Here is a 17,454-nt window from a genome sequence, read left to right as displayed (position 1 = left end):
TACATATTTCTATATACGCTGACTATTTTGTTCGCCTAACTCATGATTAAAATCACAAGTGTGCGGCTCACAATAATCAATAGAAGCACCAGCAGGACGCACACCTGGAGTTATGATGAGGAAATCTTCTCCACAAGCTTCACGAATGAATTTTGCTTCTTGCGGTGAAGCTACTACGCCATCAAGCCCAGCTTCCTTAGTAAGTTTCGCTAAGCGAATTACTTGGTCTTTTATGGAAACAGTTTGACCGAGTCCTTCCCAATCAGCTTCATTAATACTTGTCAAAATTGTTACAGCAATAATTTTTGGTGCTTCAATGCCCATTTTTTTAGCTTCAGCACGCACTGTATCTGCTGCTGTTTTCATCATAGTGTAGCCACCTGAAGCGTGTACATTCATGATATCTACACCCTGATATAAAAGTGAGCATAAACCTTGTGCTACTGTATTTGGAATGTCATGCAATTTTAAATCCAAAAAGATTTTTTTATTGCGTTTTTTCAATTCTTCAATAATAGATGAACCTACTCTATAAAATAATTCCATTCCTACTTTGTAGAAAACAACACTGTCGCCTAATTTATCTACTAAAGCGAGTGCGTCTTCTTTTGTATGGAAATCAAGAGCAACGATTAATTTATCTTTTACCATAAAAATACCTCGTTATCATTTAATTGAGTTTAATGCAATTATCTAATCGTATAAAATCGATATTGCATTATCAAAATGTGTATTTTTACAAATATACGCCGATAAGAAATCCTATCGGCGTACAAATTTTACGTTAAATTATGCTAGTTCATCGCCGCGTCCAATATAATCCTGAAGTGCTAAGGAGTAAACAAGACGACGTTCACGAATGAAGCTCAACACGCGCAATACTTCCCAAGCTGTATCGAGTGAAGTAAGGCATGCGATGCCATGTTCAACTGTTGCACGACGAATTCTGAAACCGTCTTTAGCAAATTTTTGACCTGGAGTCTGAGTAGTGATGACCATATTAATGCCACCAGCTTTAATCATTTTGATAATATCGCTGCTACGGTCGCTCTTAACATTTTGACCACGTTCATGTACTTTATACACGATAGAAGCATCAACGCCAACTTCTTTCAAAGCTTTTGCTGTACCTTCTGTTGCTGCGATTTTGAAACCAAGGTCTGCAAATGCACGACCAAGTTGTTTCATTTCATCTTTATCTTTATTTGCTACAGTGAAGAGGATTGTACCTTCTGTTGGGATATTCATACCAGCACCAGTGATTGCTTTATAAAGCGCACGTGCGTAATGGTAGTCGATACCCATAACTTCACCTGTAGATTTCATTTCAGGTCCGAGGGAAATATCTACGTCTTGCATCTTAGCAAAGGAGAATACAGGTGCTTTAAGTGCAACATATGGTTTTGGTTCAATTAAGCCAGATTTGAAACCGAAGTCTTTAGAAAGGCTCTGACCAAGTGCAACGCGAGTAGCGAGTTCAACCATATTGATATCTGTTACTTTGCTGAGGAATGGCACTGTACGGCTAGAACGAGGATTTACTTCGATTACATATACATTATCATGCAATACAACGTATTGGATATTGAGCAAACCTTTTACGTTAAGATTTAAACCAAGACGTTTTGTATAGTCAATAATTGTAAAAATTACTTTAGAAGATAATGTCTGTGGTGGATATACTGCAATACTATCACCAGAGTGAACGCCTGCACGTTCAATATGTTCCATGATACCAGGAATTACTACTGTTTCGCCATCAGCGATAGCGTCAACTTCAACTTCTGTACCCTGCATATAATGGTCGATGAGTACAGGATGGTCTGGTGTAACTTTTACAGCACGTTGCATGTAATCGCGCAATTCGTTTTCGTTATAAACGATTTCCATTGCACGACCGCCGAGTACGTAAGAAGGACGAACCATAGAAGGATAGCCGATTTTTTCAGCAGCTTTTACAGCGTCTTCAACGTTAGTTACACTAGCACCTTGTGGTCTAGCAATATTAGTCTGTTCCAATACTTCATCAAAACGTTCACGGTCTTCAGCGCGGTCAATATCATCAACGGAAGTACCGAAGATTTTAACGCCAGCAGCTTTTAAGGAAGCAGCAAGGTTGATAGCAGTCTGTCCACCGAACTGAACGATAACGCCATCTGGCTGTTCTTTATCAATGATATTTAAAACATCTTCTGTTGTGAGTGGTTCAAAATAGAGTCTGTCAGAAATATCAAAGTCTGTACTTACTGTTTCTGGGTTATTGTTGATGATGATTGCTTCAATACCCATTTTACGAAGTGCCCATACAGAATGAACGGAGCAGTAGTCGAATTCTACACCCTGACCGATACGAATAGGGCCAGAACCAAGAACGATTACTTTTTTCTTATGGTTTACTTGTACTTCATCTTCTTGAGCATGGAATGTTGAATAGTAATATGGTGTAGCAGCTTCAAATTCAGCAGCACAAGTATCAACCATTTTATAACAAGGTAATAAGTTAATTGCTTTACGCATATTGCGAACTTCAATCATGTCTTTGCCAACGATTTCGCCGATAGAACGGTCAGCTAAACCATAGCGTTTTGCACGGCGTAAAGTTTCTTCTGTCAAGCCGTCTTTCATGAGTGCAAGTTCTGTATCTGTGATATTTTTAATCTTACGTAAGAACCATTTATCTATTTTAGTGATGGCATTTACTTCATCAATTGTAGAGATACCACGACGGAAAGCTTCTGCAATGATAAATAAACGTTCATCATTGATACGAGAAAGATGAGATTTAACTTCTTCATCGCTCCAGCTATCAACTTTATCGAGATGCAAGCGATTTACGCCGATTTCGAGGGAACGAACAGCTTTTAACAATGCACCTTCAAAGTTGCGGTCGATAGACATTACTTCACCAGTTGCCTTCATCTGTGTACCGAGTGTACGGTCAGCATATACGAATTTATCGAATGGCCAACGTGGGAATTTAACTACACAGTAGTCAAGAGATGGTTCAAAGCAAGCTTTTGTTTTCTTTGTAACAGCATTAGTGATTTCATCGAGTGTATAACCGATAGCGATTTTAGCTGAAACTTTAGCGATTGGATAACCAGTAGCTTTAGATGCGAGCGCACTAGAACGGCTTACACGTGGATTTACTTCAATTACATAATACTGATTTGTTTTTGTATCGAGAGCAAATTGCGCATTGCAACCGCCTTCGATGCCGAGTTCGCGGATGATGCGAAGTGAAGCACTACGGAGCATTTGATATTCATGGTCTGTTAGTGTCTGAGATGGTGCTACTACGATACTATCACCAGTATGAACACCAACAGGGTCAAGGTTTTCCATGTTGCAGACTACAATACAGTTATCATTAGCATCGCGCATAACTTCGTATTCGATTTCTTTCCAGCCTGCTACACTGCGTTCGATGAGAACTTGACCAATCATACTGTATTTAAGACCACGGATAACGATTTCGATGAGTTCTTCTTCATTTTCCGCAATACCGCCACCTGTACCACCAAGTGTATAAGCAGGGCGAACGATGATAGGATAACCGATTTGATTTGCAAATTCTACAGCAGATGCTACATCATCAACGATTGTACTTTCTGGAATTGGTTCACCGATTTTCTGCATTGTTTCTTTAAACAATTCGCGGTCTTCAGCTCGTTCGATGGCTTTAAGTGAAGTACCAAGAAGTTCAACATTGTATTTAGCTAAAATACCGGATTCAGCTAATTTAACAGCGAGGTTCAAACCAGCCTGTCCACCGAGAGTTGCCAACAAGCCGTCTGGACGTTCTTTAGACAAGATTTCATCTAAAAATTCTACTGTTAAAGGTTCAATATATACACGGTCTGCAATGTCCTTATCTGTCATGATAGTAGCAGGGTTGCTGTTTACGAGTACTACTTCAAGTCCTTCTTCTTTAAGAGCACGACAAGCCTGTGTACCTGCATAGTCAAATTCTGCTGCCTGACCGATAATAATCGGACCAGAACCGATAACCATTACTTTTTTCAGATTTTGTTTCTTTGGCACTTAATTATTCCCCTTTCTGAAGCATTGCCCAAAATTGGTCAAATAAATATCTATTGTCATCTGGACCTGGCGATGCTTCTGGATGATACTGTACTGAGAAAATAGGTAATTCTTTATGGCGAATACCTTCAACTGTACCATCATTTACAGCTCTATGTGTAACTTCAAGTGGCAAGCCTTTTAAAGATTCTTCATCTACTGCATAGCCATGGTTTTGTGAAGTGATATGCACTCTGCCTGTGAGCAAGTTTTTAACTGGTTGGTTAGAACCACGATGACCAAATTTTAATTTATACGTATCAGCACCGAAAGCCAAGGATAAAAGTTGATGTCCAAGGCAAATACCGAATGTTGGTTTTTTACCTGCGATTTCACGTACAACTTCAATGATTTCTGGTAAATCTTTAGGGTCTCCAGGGCCGTTAGATAAGAAAATACCGTCTGGATTTAATGCCATGATTTCTTCTGCTTTTGTATAAGCTGGAACAATAGTTAAATCACAGCCGATACCATGTAAGGACTCTAAAATATGCTGTTTAATACCGAAATCCATAACTACAACATGAGGACCACCTGCATTTTCCATGCGATAAACTTCTGGTGTTGTAACGATTTTTACTACATCACGAGGAATTTCACCTTGCATTAAAGCATCGATTTGTTCTTGTGATGTTCCTTCTGGTACAAGCACGCCTTTCATAGCACCTAAAGAACGGATATGACGTGTAATTGCACGAGTATCTACATTGTATAAGCAAGGAATATCCTGTGCTTTTAAGAAATCTGTCAATTCTTCTTCTTTTTGCCAGTTGCTACCAATATCGCAAAGTTCGCCTACAATAAAGCCATTGAAAAAGCATTTACGAGACTGATTGAACTTTTTCGCTGCACCGTAGTTACCGATGAGCGGATAAGTCAATGTTACGATTTGACTGCAATAAGACGGGTCAGTCAAAATTTCCTGATAACCAGTCATACCAGTATTAAATACAACTTCGCCAAGAACAGGTCTTTCATCGAGCATATCGCCATGAAAAACTGCTCCGTCTTCTAAGATTAACTTCCCTTTCAAAAGAGCACCTCCAAATTATTTAAGCCAAAACTTCGCCGTCATTCATCACGATTTTTCCTTCAACAATGGTCATAACGGCTTTACCTTTTAATGTGCGACCCACAAATGGGCTATGAGAACCTTTAGTATAGAATTTATCTTTATCTACAGTCCATTCTTTTTCTGGGTCAAAAATCGTGATATCTGCCATAGCGCCTTCTTCTAAGATACCGCGTTTGCCATCAAAGAAAAGTTTGCCAGGCATATAACTCATTCTACTAACAAGTGTATCAAGTGTTATTAAACCTTTATGATATAAATCAGTTAAAAGCACGCCAAGTGCTGTTTCAAGACCAGGGAAACCACTTGGAGCAAATTTATATTCACGGTCTTTTTCTTCTTGTGCATGTGGTGAATGGTCTGTAGCTATTATATCAATTGTACCATCATTAACACCAGCTAAAACAGCTTCAATATCAGCTTGACTTCTAAGTGGTGGATTTACTTTAGTTGAAGAATCAATTGGATTTACCATTTCATCTGTCATTGTCAAGTGATGTGGTGTAGCTTCTGCCGTAACCTTTACACCGCGTTTTTTAGCTTGACGAACCATATCCACTGCATTTTTAGAACTGATATGAGAAATGTGTACCCATGCATCAGCATATTCTGCTAATAAAATTTCGCGCATAACAGCAATATCTTCTGCTACAGTAGGTCTGCCTTTCATACCGAGCATTGCAGAGCGATGACCTTCATTCATTACGCCTTCAGCTACAAGACTTGTTTCTTCAGCGTGTGACATAATTGCTTTATGGAAAGTACGCAAATAATCCATAGCATTGAGCATTAATTTGCAATTATTATCAAAATGGCCATCATCAGAAAAAGCAACTGCACCAGCTTGTGTCATATCGCCAACTTCTGCGAGTTCTTTACCTTCTTGACCTTTTGTGAGCGCACCGATAATTTCAATATGCACAACACCTTCATCTTTAGCACGCTGTTTTAAACCATTTACTAAAATTGCATTATCTACTACTGGTGTAGTGTTTGGCATTGTTGCTACTGTTGTAAATCCGCCTGCTGCTGCCGCTCTAGAACCTGAAGCAAAATCTTCTTTTGCTTCTTGACCAGGTTCACGCAAATGAGTGTGCATATCAATAAAACCTGGAGAAACAACTTTGCCTGTAGCATCTATTACTTTAGCTTCGCTATCTGCTAAATTTTCACCAATAGCTGCAATTTTTCCATCTTCTATAAGAACATCACTGACAGCATCAAAATTTTTGCCAGGATTTATAACTCGTCCGCCTTTAATCAGTAATTTCATTGTTTTTTCCTCCTGTTAAAGTTAGAGTTAATAAAGCCATGCGTACAGCTACACCGTTTTGTACTTGGTCTTGAATTGCAGAATTTAAACCATAAGCAATTTCTGGTGAAATTTCTACACCTTTATTCATTGGACCTGGATGAAGAATTAATACATCTTTTTTAGCTAAAGCTAAACGCTGTTTATTCAAGCCAAAAATGCGTGCGTATTCACGCAATGATGGGAATAAACCAGATTTCATACGTTCAAGCTGTATTCTAAGAACGTTGATTACATCAGCGTCTTTAATAGCATCTTCAACACGGTCATGTACAAAAATACCTGGTTCTTCCTGTAAAAATCTTGGAAGTAATGTCTTAGGTCCTGCTAAATGAACTTCTATACCCATTTTACGCATGCCCCAAATATCACTGCGAGCAACACGGCTATGTGCAATATCGCCGATAATTGCTACTTTAAGACCAGCTAATTTACCTTTATGCTGTCTAATTGTAAATAAGTTTAATAATCCCTGAGATGGATGAGCGTGTGCTCCATCTCCTGCATTGATGATAACTGGGCTTACTACTTTAGTGGCATATTCAGCTGCACCTTCAGCACTGTGACGCATGATGATTGCATCTACACCCATATCTTCGAGAGTCAACAATGTATCTCTAAGGCTTTCACCTTTTACGATACTACTAGTGCTTGATGTGATATTTACAACATCTGCACTCAAATACTTACCAGCTAACTCAAATGAAGTACGAGTTCTTGTACTTGGTTCATAAAATAAAGTTACAACTGATTTACCTCTCAGTGTTGGTAATTTTTTAATATCACGATGAATGATATTTTTCATTTCTTTTGCTGTGTCCAACACTAAATTGATTTCTTCTGCGGAAAAATATTCTAATCCGAGAATATTCTTGCCACGTAAGGAAACGTTGTTTCTACTCAACATATTCACTCCTTCGCACCTTAAATGAAACCCAAAAATCAAAAAAGCTTTCCTATGCGAAGGCATAAGAAAGCTAGTGATAGCGCAATATAAAGATATATAGTGCTCCCTTTTAACCTCGCTGGATTTTTTTAAAGGGCTATATTTTTATTACTCATACTATCATAAAAATATATTATCTGTCAAATATTAGCATATAATACCTTCTATTTATATTATAAATTATTTTGATAGCATATGTCTTCACTTTATTATAAATAAAATGGCTGTAACAAAATAAATAAAAATCTATTGTTACAGCCAAAAAATCAACCGATTTTAACGGTATGAATTACTTTATATCCTTTTTCTTCCAATTTTGTTTTTATATTATTCACATCATTGATATCTGCACGAATAACGATTTCATATTTGCCATCATCTTTTTTACAAGTTATCAAGCTATCAATACTTACGCCTTCATCGCCAAAAATTGTAGCGATATCTTTAACTACACCAATTTTATCTGATACTTCTAATGTAATACGTGTTTTACTGTCTAATAAGCCCATTACATCAACAAATGTTTTAAAAATATCTGTTTCAGTGATAACGCCGACTACCGCACCGACATTGCTTACAACTGGCATACCGCCAATTTTATTTTTGTACATTAAAAGAGCTGCTTCTTCAATTGTAGCATCTACATTGACAGAAATTACATCTTTTTTCATGATATCTCGAACGCACATTTTAGCGAGTAGTGAATTTATTTCATATCTAGATAATGTAGTTGCAGGTGATGGTGATACTCGTATTATATCACTGTCACTTAAAAATCCTACTAATTTACCATCTTCTACAACAGGTAAACGACGAAAATTATGTTTTTTCATTAAATAAGCTACTTCGTCAACTTTAGTATCAGCTGTTACTGTCATAGGATTTTTTGTCATTCTATTAATAACGAACATAATATTTTCACCTCGTACAATTTTTTCTATAAAAAAGGATTCGCTGCAACCGCAGCAAATCCCTGCAAAAATTTACAAATGCTTTAAATTAGCCACCTAAATATGCTTTACGTACATCTTCACTAGCAGCAAGTTCTTTAGCATCACCAGAAAGTGTAATGCGACCTGTTTCCAAAACATAAGCACGATTAGCTATTGAAAGTGCCATATTAGCATTTTGTTCTACTAATAAAACAGTCGTTCCTGCTTTATTGATATCTTGTATTATCGAAAAAATTTCTTTTATCAATAAAGGTGCAAGACCCATTGATGGTTCATCTAATAACAACAGACGCGGACGACTCATCAAAGCTCGCCCCATAGCGAGCATCTGTTGTTCCCCACCAGATAAAGTCCCTGCTTGTTGATTTATTCTTTCTTCAAGACGTGGAAAACGTTCAAATACCATTTTTAAATCTTTAGCTATGCCATCTTTATCTTTACGAATAAATGCACCGAGCTCCAGGTTTTCCATAACTGTCATTTCAGCGAAAACGCGACGACCTTCTGGAACTTGTGAAATACCTGCTTTTACGATATTTTGAGCAGCTACTCCTGCAATATTTTTACCTTCAAATTCAATAGAGCCTGTTTTAGGTTTTAAAAGTCCAGAAATCGTACGCAATGTCGTGGATTTACCAGCACCATTAGCACCGATAAGTGTAACAATTTCGCCTTCATTTACTTCTAAACTGATACCTTTTATCGCATGAATTGCACCATAATATACATTTATATCATTTATCTTTAATAATGCTGCCATTATTTACGCCTCCCCGCCTAAATATGCTTTGATTACTTCCGGATTGGTCTTAATTTCATCAGGTGTACCACTAGCGATAATGCTACCGTATTCAAGTACATAGATGCGTTCACAAATTCCCATAACAAGACTCATATCATGTTCGATGAGCAAAATAGTAAGACCAAATTCTTTACGTATCCAGCGTATCATATTCATAAGTTCTTGTGTTTCTTGCGGGTTCATGCCAGCTGCTGGTTCATCAAGCAATAAAAGTTTTGGTTTTGTCGCTAAAGCACGAGCAATTTCCAGACGACGTTGTGCACCATATGGCAAATTTTTGGCTACTTCATATGCTTTATCATCTAATTTAAAAATCTTGAGCAAATCTAAACTTTTCTGTTCAATATCTTTTTCTTCTTTAAGATAACGACCAACACGCAATACTGATTCTATTAAACTGCAATTAGCATGAATATCATAAGCGATTTTTACATTATCAAGTACAGTAAGTTCAGAAAACAAACGAATATTTTGGAATGTACGCGCAATGCCTCTGCCTGTTATTTCATATGGTTTTAAACCAATAATACTTTTTCCATTAAAATCAATCGTTCCTGTTGTAGGTTGATATACACCAGTAAGCAAGTTAAATGCTGTTGTTTTACCTGCACCATTTGGCCCAATCAAGCCAATAAGCTCGCCTTCATTTATCTCCATGTCAAAATTTGATACAGCTTTAAGACCACCAAAGACCTTAGATACGCCACTTGTTTTTAATAATTCACTCATGCTTTATGGCCTCCTTTGAAACGTTGAAAAAATTTCATATTAGTAATTTCTTTGTAGCCAAAAAGACCTTGTGGACGATAGAACATCAATAAAATCAATACGATTGCGTATATAATCATACGGAATTCTGGCCAGCTAGCCAAAGCGGCAGAAACGAATGTTACAACGAAAGCACCAGCGATAGAACCTGTAATAGAACCTAAACCACCAAGTACAACCATGATTAAGAAGTTAAATGATGCCATGAATGTGAATGATGATGGATTAATAATATAGAAGCAATGTGCAAATAAACCGCCACCAATACCAGCAAATATTGCGCCGATAGTGAATGCCATAACTTTATATTTTGTAGTATTTACGCCCATAGCTTCTGCTGCTATTTCATTTTCACGTACAGCTATACAAGAGCGACCATATCTGGAATTAACAAAGTTTTTAATGAAAAACAATGTAAATAGCATTACTAAAAATACCCATGGAAAAGTTGTATAATGCGGAATACCTTTAAAACCTGCTGCACCGCCAACATATTCAATATTCATTATGACAATACGAATGATTTCACCAAGTCCCAATGTAGCAATAGCTAAATAGTCGCCTTTTAAGCGAAGTGTAGGAAGACCGATTAAGCATCCTAAAACACCAGCAGCTAAACCACCAAGTATTAAAGCCAAGCCAAATGGAACGTGAAAATTAACTGTACATACTACACCAACATATGCACCGACAGCCATAAAACCAGCATGTCCCAGTGAAAATTGTCCCGTATAACCATTAATCAAGTTCAAGCTTACTGCCATTATAATATTGATACAGATAAGAAAAATATTCAATTCCCAAAAAGAACCGATAATACCTGTTTCCATCAAAAAATATAAAACACCAAATAATACCAAAGATAATATTAATGTTATTAAATCTCTTTTTCTCAATGAATTCACTTTTACCACCTACACTTTCTCGTTAGTATTCTTACCGAAAATACCAGATGGTTTAAATAATAATACTAAAATCAAAATAGCAAAAGCTGCTGCATCACGGAATGTTGAGGAAATAAAACCAGAAACGAGTGCTTCAACTACACCAAGTACAATACCACCAGTCATAGCGCCTGGGATACTACCAATACCACCGAGAACGGCTGCAACGAAAGCTTTAAGACCTGGCATAATACCCATGAGTGGGTCAATAGAGTTATAATAAACACCTACAAGTACACCACCTGCAGCTGCAAGTGCTGAACCGATACCGAATGTAAATGAAATAATGCGGTCAGCATTGATGCCCATGAGCTGAGCTGTTTCTGTATCAAAAGAAACGGCACGCATTGCTTTACCCATTTTAGTTTTTTGTACGATATACGTTAAGATAATCATTAATACTATAGTTATCGCAAAAATCATCAACTGTTGTCCATTAATTATAAATGAGCCAATGTTAATAGCTGGTATGTCTACAACATTTGGGAATGTACGTGGTGTTGGTGATACGAAATACATACTAGTATATTCTAAGAAGAATGATACACCAATCGCTGTAATGAGCAGTGAAAGACGTGGTGCTTTACGCAATGGCTTATATGCAATGCGTTCTACTAACATACCTAAAACAGCTGTAACCACCATGGAAATAATCAATGATGGAATGATAGAAAAGTGCGCTATGCTAACAGAGAAGAAACCAATATAAGCGCCTACCATGTAAATATCGCCATGAGCGAAGTTAATTAATTTAATAATACCGTAAACCATTGTATAACCCAGGGCGATAAGTGCATAAATACTTCCCAAGGAAATACCGTTTATCAGCTGTTGTATAAATTGCTGAAAAAAATCCATCTTCGTTCCTCCTTCACAAAAAAAGCCGCATTTCTGCGGCTTCTTTGCATTTACCTAGTAATCAATCAACCTTCTGCGGTTGTTGGTGTTACTCTTTCTTTAAGAGTTTTTACGCCATCTTTCATTTCAATGATAAACGCATTTTTAATCAAGTTATGATTTTCATCAACTGTAAGTTTACCAGTACCAACTTGCAAATCTTTAGTTTCTGCAAGTGCTTTCTGAATTGCTTCAGGGTCTGTGCTGCCAGCGCGTTTAATAGCATCTACGAGCATTTTACCTGCATCATAACCAAGAGCGGCAAATACGCCAGGAGCATGACCATATTCTTTTGTGAATGCATCAACAAATGCTTTAGCATCTGGGTCAGTATCAATATAATGAGTAACATAGTAAGTATTGTTAAGTGCATCTGCACCAGCGATATCTACTACTTTTGTATCGTCCCAACCATCAGTACCTAAGATTGGCTGTGTGATACCAAGTTCACGAGCTTGTTTTACGATTTTACCAACTTCTTCATAGTAAGCTGGAATATAAATTACATCAGCGTTTGCTGTTTTGATATTTGTAAGAGTTGCTTTAAAGTCTTGGTCTTTAGCTACGAAAGCTTCTTCCATAACAACTTTACCGCCTAAAGCTTCAAATTTATTTTTGAATACTTCAGCTAAGCTCTTAGAATAATCTGTACTGGAGTCTAAATAAATAACAGCAGTTTTTGCTTTTAATTCATTAGCTGCAAAGTTTGCCATTGTATTACTCTGTAATGGGTCAATGAAGCAACCACGGAATACATATGGTTTAACTTGTCCATTTTCTACAGTAATATCTGGGCTTGTTGCACATGGTGCAATGATTGGAATTTTATTTTCAGTTGCAATCTGAGATTCAGCCTGTACAGCACCAGAAGTAGCTGGACCTACAATAGCGACAACTTTATCATCAGAGATAAGTTTTGTAGCTGCGTTTGCAGATTCTGCTGGGTCTGATTTGTTATCGGCTTCAATAACAGTAATTTTTTTGCCGTTAATGCCACCAGCTTCATTTGCTTCTTTGATAGCAAGATTAAATCCGTCCCTAGCTGTTGTACCATAGTTAGCAACATTACCTGTAATTTCAAAGTTTGCGCCGACTTTAATAGTATCGTCGTTTGCTGCTTGGTCTCCACCACAACCTGCAACTACACTGCCGAGCATAGTAATACCCAAAAGCAGTCCTGCAATGCGGAGACGTTTTTTACTAAAATTCATTATAATTCCTCCCCAACAATAAATTCATAAAGAATTTAAAGACATTAAAATAATTTCTTCAACTGCCTATTGTGTTGATGTATCTTATTATAATTTACAAGTTTACATCAGTCAATAGTTTTTTATTTTTTATTAAGAGATAAAATATGATATATTTAGACAAAAAAATACTTCCATCTTAATATAGATAGATAGAAGTATTTATCATTTTATTTTTCAATTTAATAATTTTTTTGTTACTTTTTCTAAATTATCTCTTATAGCTATATGTTGTGGACAAATTTGTTCACATTTTCCGCATTTTATACATTCATCGGCACGTTTTTTGCCATGACCTTTAACAAGCCAATTTTCTTGATGAAGTGCTGCATCTTTATTTTTGTACAAAGTTAAATAATTCATAGCTGTAAATGAGCCAGATATTCCAATATTATTTGGGCAAACTTTTGCACAATAATTACACGTTGTACACGGAATTAAATCTATTTTATTAAGTTCTGCTTGCGCTTGTTTTATGACTGCTCTTTCATCTTCTGTAAGGTGTTTAAAATCTTTCATATTGGCAATATTGTCTTCAATCTGTTCAATATTGCTCATACCTGAAAGAACTGTTATTATTCCTTCTAAATCAGCAGCAAAATGAATTGCCCACGAAGCTACGGATTTTTCAAGATTTGCCTTTTTAAATACATCAACTACGCTACTTGGTGGAGTAGCCAACATACCACCTTTTACAGGTTCCATTATGATTACAGGTTTATTGTATTTGCGTGCTACTTCATAACAAGCTCTCGACTGCACTGCTGGATTTTCCCAATCAGCATAATTTATCTGTAACTGTACAAATTCCATTTCTGGGTGTTTTTGCAAGATTTCTTCAAGTTCTTCTGGCGTAGAATGGAATGAAAAACCAACGTGTTTTATCAACCCTTGTTGTTTTTTCTCCTGTACAAAACTCCACATATCGAATTCCTGAACCTCCCACGACTAAAGTCGCGGGGTTCTCGGTCAAGTATTCTAACGAATACAGTATCTCCGAGCTATCCCCATAGTTCCTACGGTTCTTGTATATGTTATTCAAGATTAAGCTATGTTTAATATTCTTAACCCTTCATCTCTAATATTTATAGCTGCATTTACATCTCTATCGTGATGTGTTTTACATTCAGGACAGTTCCACTTTCTAACATTTAAGTTTTTTACTTCAGTATTTTTATACCCACAAATATGACATAATTGGCTTGAAGGATAAAATTTATTTATTTTGACAATAACCCTGCCAAACCATTTGGCTTTATATGTTAGTTGTCTCATAAACTCTGACCAACTGACATCAGCTATATTTCTTGCTAATTTATGATTTTTCATCATATTTTCAACTTGCAAATCTTCAAGACAGATTACATCGTAGTTTCTGATAAGTTGACATGTCACTTGATGTAGTAAATTACGTCTTTGATTGGCAATTCTATCATGCAATTTAGCTACTTTTACTCTAGCCTTTTCCCAATTTGAACTTCCTTTTGTTTTTCGAGAAAGCTCTCTTTGAAGCTTAGCTAATCTAGTCAATGATTTCTGCAAGTATTTAGGATTGCTATATTTTACTGCATCTGAGGTTATGACAAAATCCTTTATTCCTAAATCCAAACCGACATATTTATTCGTTTTTATGAATTCAGGTTGAGGCAGGTCTGTACAACATAGTGCAACGTAATATTTTCCACTAGGAGTCTGTGATACTGTCACACTTAAAATCCTACCTTCTATTTGGCAATATTTATCTCTTATTTTTATCTTACCTATTTTAGGTAATTTTATTTTATTTCCTAAAAATACAATGTTGTTATTTGTCATATTTGTTTTATACGATTTATACCGATTCTTTTTAGATTTAAATTTAGGAAAGCCTGCTTTTTGTCTATTAAAAAAGTTTTTATAAGCTGTATCTAAATTCTTTAAAGCATTTTGTAAAGAGGATTTATCTGGTTCTTTAAGCCACTTTTTTTCTTTTTTTAATTGAGTAAGCTCTTTTGAGCATTCATTATAACCTATATTTTTCTTATTTTGTTCATATGCTTTAATTCTTCTATCTAAAAAGTGATTATATATAAAACGTACACAGCCAAAAGTTTTTTGAAGTAAACTTTCTTGTGTTTTATTGGGGTATATCCTAAATTTATAAGCTTTTTCCATAATAAACACTTACGCTTTCTTCTAATTAATGAATAAATATATCCCACGTATTACTTCCATACTATCATCTAATATAATCATGACATATGTATAGCAATATAACAAGTGTTTATATATTAACTGCCTATTTTAAATAACATATACAAGAACTGTAGGTTCTTCTTTAGTCGTATTATGAGGTCTCGTTCATATAGAAACGCTACTTTCTATACAGTTCTCTTATGAACTTCCGTTACTTTCGTAACGGCACAGACTATATCTTATCCCTCAGCTTTACCTGTTAGAGTCTGTCCACTTCCTCAGTCAATAGCTTACTGAGTACTTCCCTCAAGAGGAATAGTCGTTGAACGTTCTCCTATTCGGAGCTTCGCTGCTGATTGTCCATTTTTCAACACTTAGGATTTAACCTTATGCTATATATCTGATTTTTTCTGCTTTCGCCACATTCACGTTTAACTTTATTTCATGTTTACGTTGTAGTTCAGATATCTTTAGGGCTTTCCAGCAATTCAAACAGTATTGGATAGATCTTAGTCTATCTCTACGTACATATTTCTATATACGCTGACTATTTTGTTCGCCTAACTCATGATTAAAATCACAAGTGTGCGGCTCACAATAATCAAAAAACTGTGTGCGACTTTCGCCTAAATTATGCAACAAATAAAAATCAAAATAACCTGCACCAGTTTGTTTTAGTGAAGTTTCAAATTGATTAATCGCTTCTTCTTTTGTCTTGCAATTAATCCAAGCAGCATTTTTTGTCGCTAATTGATATTTTTCACGCGGATATCTTTCCACTAAAGCTTTATGAATTGCTTCTTCACTTCCTGGATATGCCCAAGCAGTATCAAAATAAGTGAAACCTGCCGCCAAAAATTTATCCACCATTATTTTCACTTGCTCGATATCAATTGCCCCATCTTTTTGTGGCAAACGCATTAAACCAAAACCGAGTTTTTTTATATTCTCACCTAAATAGCTCATAAAAGAACCTCCTTTTCCTTAAAACTTCCAATATATATTAATATACACCTTTAAGTAAACTACAAGTCAATATCGTTTGACTTATAGCTCACTTCAACCTTTATAATTATTATATAGAAGTATTTTAATTTAGAGGTAAAAACTATGACATATACACGACGTAAATTTTTAAAAACAGCTGGCATAACTGCCATTTTAGTCGCACTCGGTGGCATAACCTTCATGAAACAGCCAAAAGTCGGTGCTGGCACAAAAAACATACTCAAAGAAAAAGTAATCCATTCCCCTCATTATATTAATGGAGAGTTTAGAAATTTTGAGTCCATCATGCCTACCTCTATGGATAGCGATTTTTTAAGCAGTATGAAAGATATTTTACTGCCACCTAAAGGCACTGTCTTTCCAGATAAACCACTGCCTACCATAAAAACAGATATAAAATCGCTACCTAAAAACGAAAATTTTTATATCTGGTTTGGTCATTCCAGTTTTTTCATGCAAATTGACGGTAAAAACATTCTCGTTGACCCTGTCTTCAGCAATTATGCTTCACCTGTATTTTTTATCAATAAAACATTTCCAGGCACAAATATCTATGCACCAAACGATATGCCTGATATAGATTTTTTAGTAATTTCACATGACCATTGGGACCATTTAGATTACGCTACCATCATGGCATTAAAACCTAAAATAAAAAATATCATCTGTCCATTAGGCGTCAGTGCACATCTTGAATATTGGGGATTTTCTCCTTCCATAATTCACGAAGGTGATTGGTCAAGTAAAATCGAACTTCCCGATAATTGGCAATTTCATATCTTGCCATCACGCCATTTTTCGGGCAGACTCACAGAAAAAAATCAGACACTTTGGTCTTCTTTTGCTATCATTTCCCCAAATAAGAAAATCTTTTATAGTGGTGATGGTGGCTATGGCAATCATTTTAAACGCATCGGTGAAATGTTTAACGGCTTTGACTTTGCCATAATGGAAAACGGTCAATACAACACAAGCTGGGCACAAGTACATATGATGCCTGAAGAAATGGCACAAGCTTCCATGGAAATAAAAGCGCGAAATGTACTGCCTGTTCACTGCGGAAAATTTGCTCTAAGCCCTCATACTTGGAAAGACCCTTTCATTCGCATACAAAAAGCCAGCATGAATAAAAATTATAAATTGCTAACTCCTAAAATCGGAGAAGTAATTTACTTAGATGATAAAAAACAACAATTTGATAAATGGTGGGAAATCTAAAATTGCTATTAATGCTTAATTTTTAA

General features: G+C 36.0%; 15 protein-coding genes. 1 reads left to right on the top strand and 14 read right to left on the bottom strand.

Annotation, left to right across the window (positions count from 1 at the left end; all coding sequences use genetic code 11):
- Positions 1 to 9 precede the first annotated feature (9 nt).
- The 14 genes from pyrF to CKV65_RS01290 form a co-directional block, all read right to left on the bottom strand.
- Positions 10 to 651 (bottom strand): orotidine-5'-phosphate decarboxylase, encoded by a 642-nt coding sequence (gene pyrF, locus CKV65_RS01355; protein WP_169449331.1) that lies wholly within the window; start codon positions 649 to 651, stop codon positions 10 to 12.
- Positions 652 to 789: 138 nt separating this feature from the next.
- Positions 790 to 4,044, bottom strand: a complete 3,255-nt coding sequence (gene carB / locus CKV65_RS01350) for a carbamoyl-phosphate synthase large subunit (protein ID WP_027890565.1) — start codon at positions 4,042 to 4,044, stop codon at positions 790 to 792.
- Between the two features lie 4 nt (positions 4,045 to 4,048).
- Positions 4,049 to 5,116 carry a glutamine-hydrolyzing carbamoyl-phosphate synthase small subunit gene (gene carA / locus CKV65_RS01345; RefSeq protein ID WP_027890566.1) on the bottom strand — a complete coding sequence of 356 codons (1,068 nt, stop codon included), beginning with the start codon at positions 5,114 to 5,116 and terminating at the stop codon, positions 4,049 to 4,051.
- Positions 5,117 to 5,135: 19 nt separating this feature from the next.
- Positions 5,136 to 6,428 carry a dihydroorotase gene (locus CKV65_RS01340; protein WP_027890567.1) on the bottom strand — a complete coding sequence of 431 codons (1,293 nt, stop codon included), beginning with the start codon at positions 6,426 to 6,428 and terminating at the stop codon, positions 5,136 to 5,138.
- Positions 6,412 to 7,374: an aspartate carbamoyltransferase catalytic subunit gene (locus CKV65_RS01335; RefSeq protein ID WP_036254883.1), complete on the bottom strand. Its 963-nt coding sequence runs from the start codon at positions 7,372 to 7,374 to the stop codon at positions 6,412 to 6,414. Before CKV65_RS01335 ends, CKV65_RS01340 begins: the two co-directional genes overlap by 17 nt.
- Positions 7,375 to 7,679: 305 nt before the next feature.
- Positions 7,680 to 8,324, bottom strand: a complete 645-nt coding sequence (locus tag CKV65_RS01330) for a CBS and ACT domain-containing protein (protein ID WP_027890569.1) — start codon at positions 8,322 to 8,324, stop codon at positions 7,680 to 7,682.
- Between the two features lie 88 nt (positions 8,325 to 8,412).
- Positions 8,413 to 9,126 carry an ABC transporter ATP-binding protein gene (locus CKV65_RS01325; RefSeq protein ID WP_036254884.1) on the bottom strand — a complete coding sequence of 238 codons (714 nt, stop codon included), beginning with the start codon at positions 9,124 to 9,126 and terminating at the stop codon, positions 8,413 to 8,415.
- A 3-nt stretch (positions 9,127 to 9,129) separates the two neighbouring features.
- Positions 9,130 to 9,897, bottom strand: coding sequence for an ABC transporter ATP-binding protein (locus CKV65_RS01320; protein WP_027890571.1), 768 nt, complete (start codon positions 9,895 to 9,897; stop codon positions 9,130 to 9,132).
- Entirely contained in the window at positions 9,894 to 10,841 is a 948-nt protein-coding gene (locus CKV65_RS01315; RefSeq protein ID WP_027890572.1) for a branched-chain amino acid ABC transporter permease, read from the bottom strand. Before CKV65_RS01315 ends, CKV65_RS01320 begins: the two co-directional genes overlap by 4 nt.
- Before the next feature lie 9 nt (positions 10,842 to 10,850).
- Positions 10,851 to 11,738 (bottom strand): branched-chain amino acid ABC transporter permease, encoded by an 888-nt coding sequence (locus CKV65_RS01310; protein WP_027890573.1) that lies wholly within the window; start codon positions 11,736 to 11,738, stop codon positions 10,851 to 10,853.
- 65 nt (positions 11,739 to 11,803) lie between these two features.
- Positions 11,804 to 12,988: an ABC transporter substrate-binding protein gene (locus CKV65_RS01305; protein WP_027890574.1), complete on the bottom strand. Its 1,185-nt coding sequence runs from the start codon at positions 12,986 to 12,988 to the stop codon at positions 11,804 to 11,806.
- A 216-nt stretch (positions 12,989 to 13,204) separates the two neighbouring features.
- Positions 13,205 to 13,951: an aldo/keto reductase gene (locus CKV65_RS01300; protein WP_081654868.1), complete on the bottom strand. Its 747-nt coding sequence runs from the start codon at positions 13,949 to 13,951 to the stop codon at positions 13,205 to 13,207.
- A 120-nt stretch (positions 13,952 to 14,071) separates the two neighbouring features.
- Entirely contained in the window at positions 14,072 to 15,181 is a 1,110-nt protein-coding gene (gene tnpB, locus CKV65_RS01295; protein WP_095197714.1) for an IS200/IS605 family element RNA-guided endonuclease TnpB, read from the bottom strand.
- Between the two features lie 555 nt (positions 15,182 to 15,736).
- The gene (locus CKV65_RS01290) at positions 15,737 to 16,168 is read right to left on the bottom strand and encodes an aldo/keto reductase (RefSeq protein WP_027890489.1); all 432 of its coding nucleotides are present in this window, start codon (positions 16,166 to 16,168) and stop codon (positions 15,737 to 15,739) included.
- A gap of 144 nt (positions 16,169 to 16,312) precedes the next feature.
- On the opposite strand from CKV65_RS01290, the gene CKV65_RS01285 reads away from it, so the two are divergent.
- The gene (locus tag CKV65_RS01285; protein WP_027890490.1) at positions 16,313 to 17,428 is read left to right on the top strand and encodes an MBL fold metallo-hydrolase; all 1,116 of its coding nucleotides are present in this window, start codon (positions 16,313 to 16,315) and stop codon (positions 17,426 to 17,428) included.
- Positions 17,429 to 17,454 lie beyond the last annotated feature (26 nt).

The sequence above is a fragment of the Megamonas hypermegale genome (assembly GCF_900187035.1).
Classification (GTDB): Bacteria; Bacillota; Negativicutes; order Selenomonadales; family Selenomonadaceae; genus Megamonas; species Megamonas hypermegale.
This window is presented reverse-complemented; position numbering and strand designations above follow the sequence as displayed.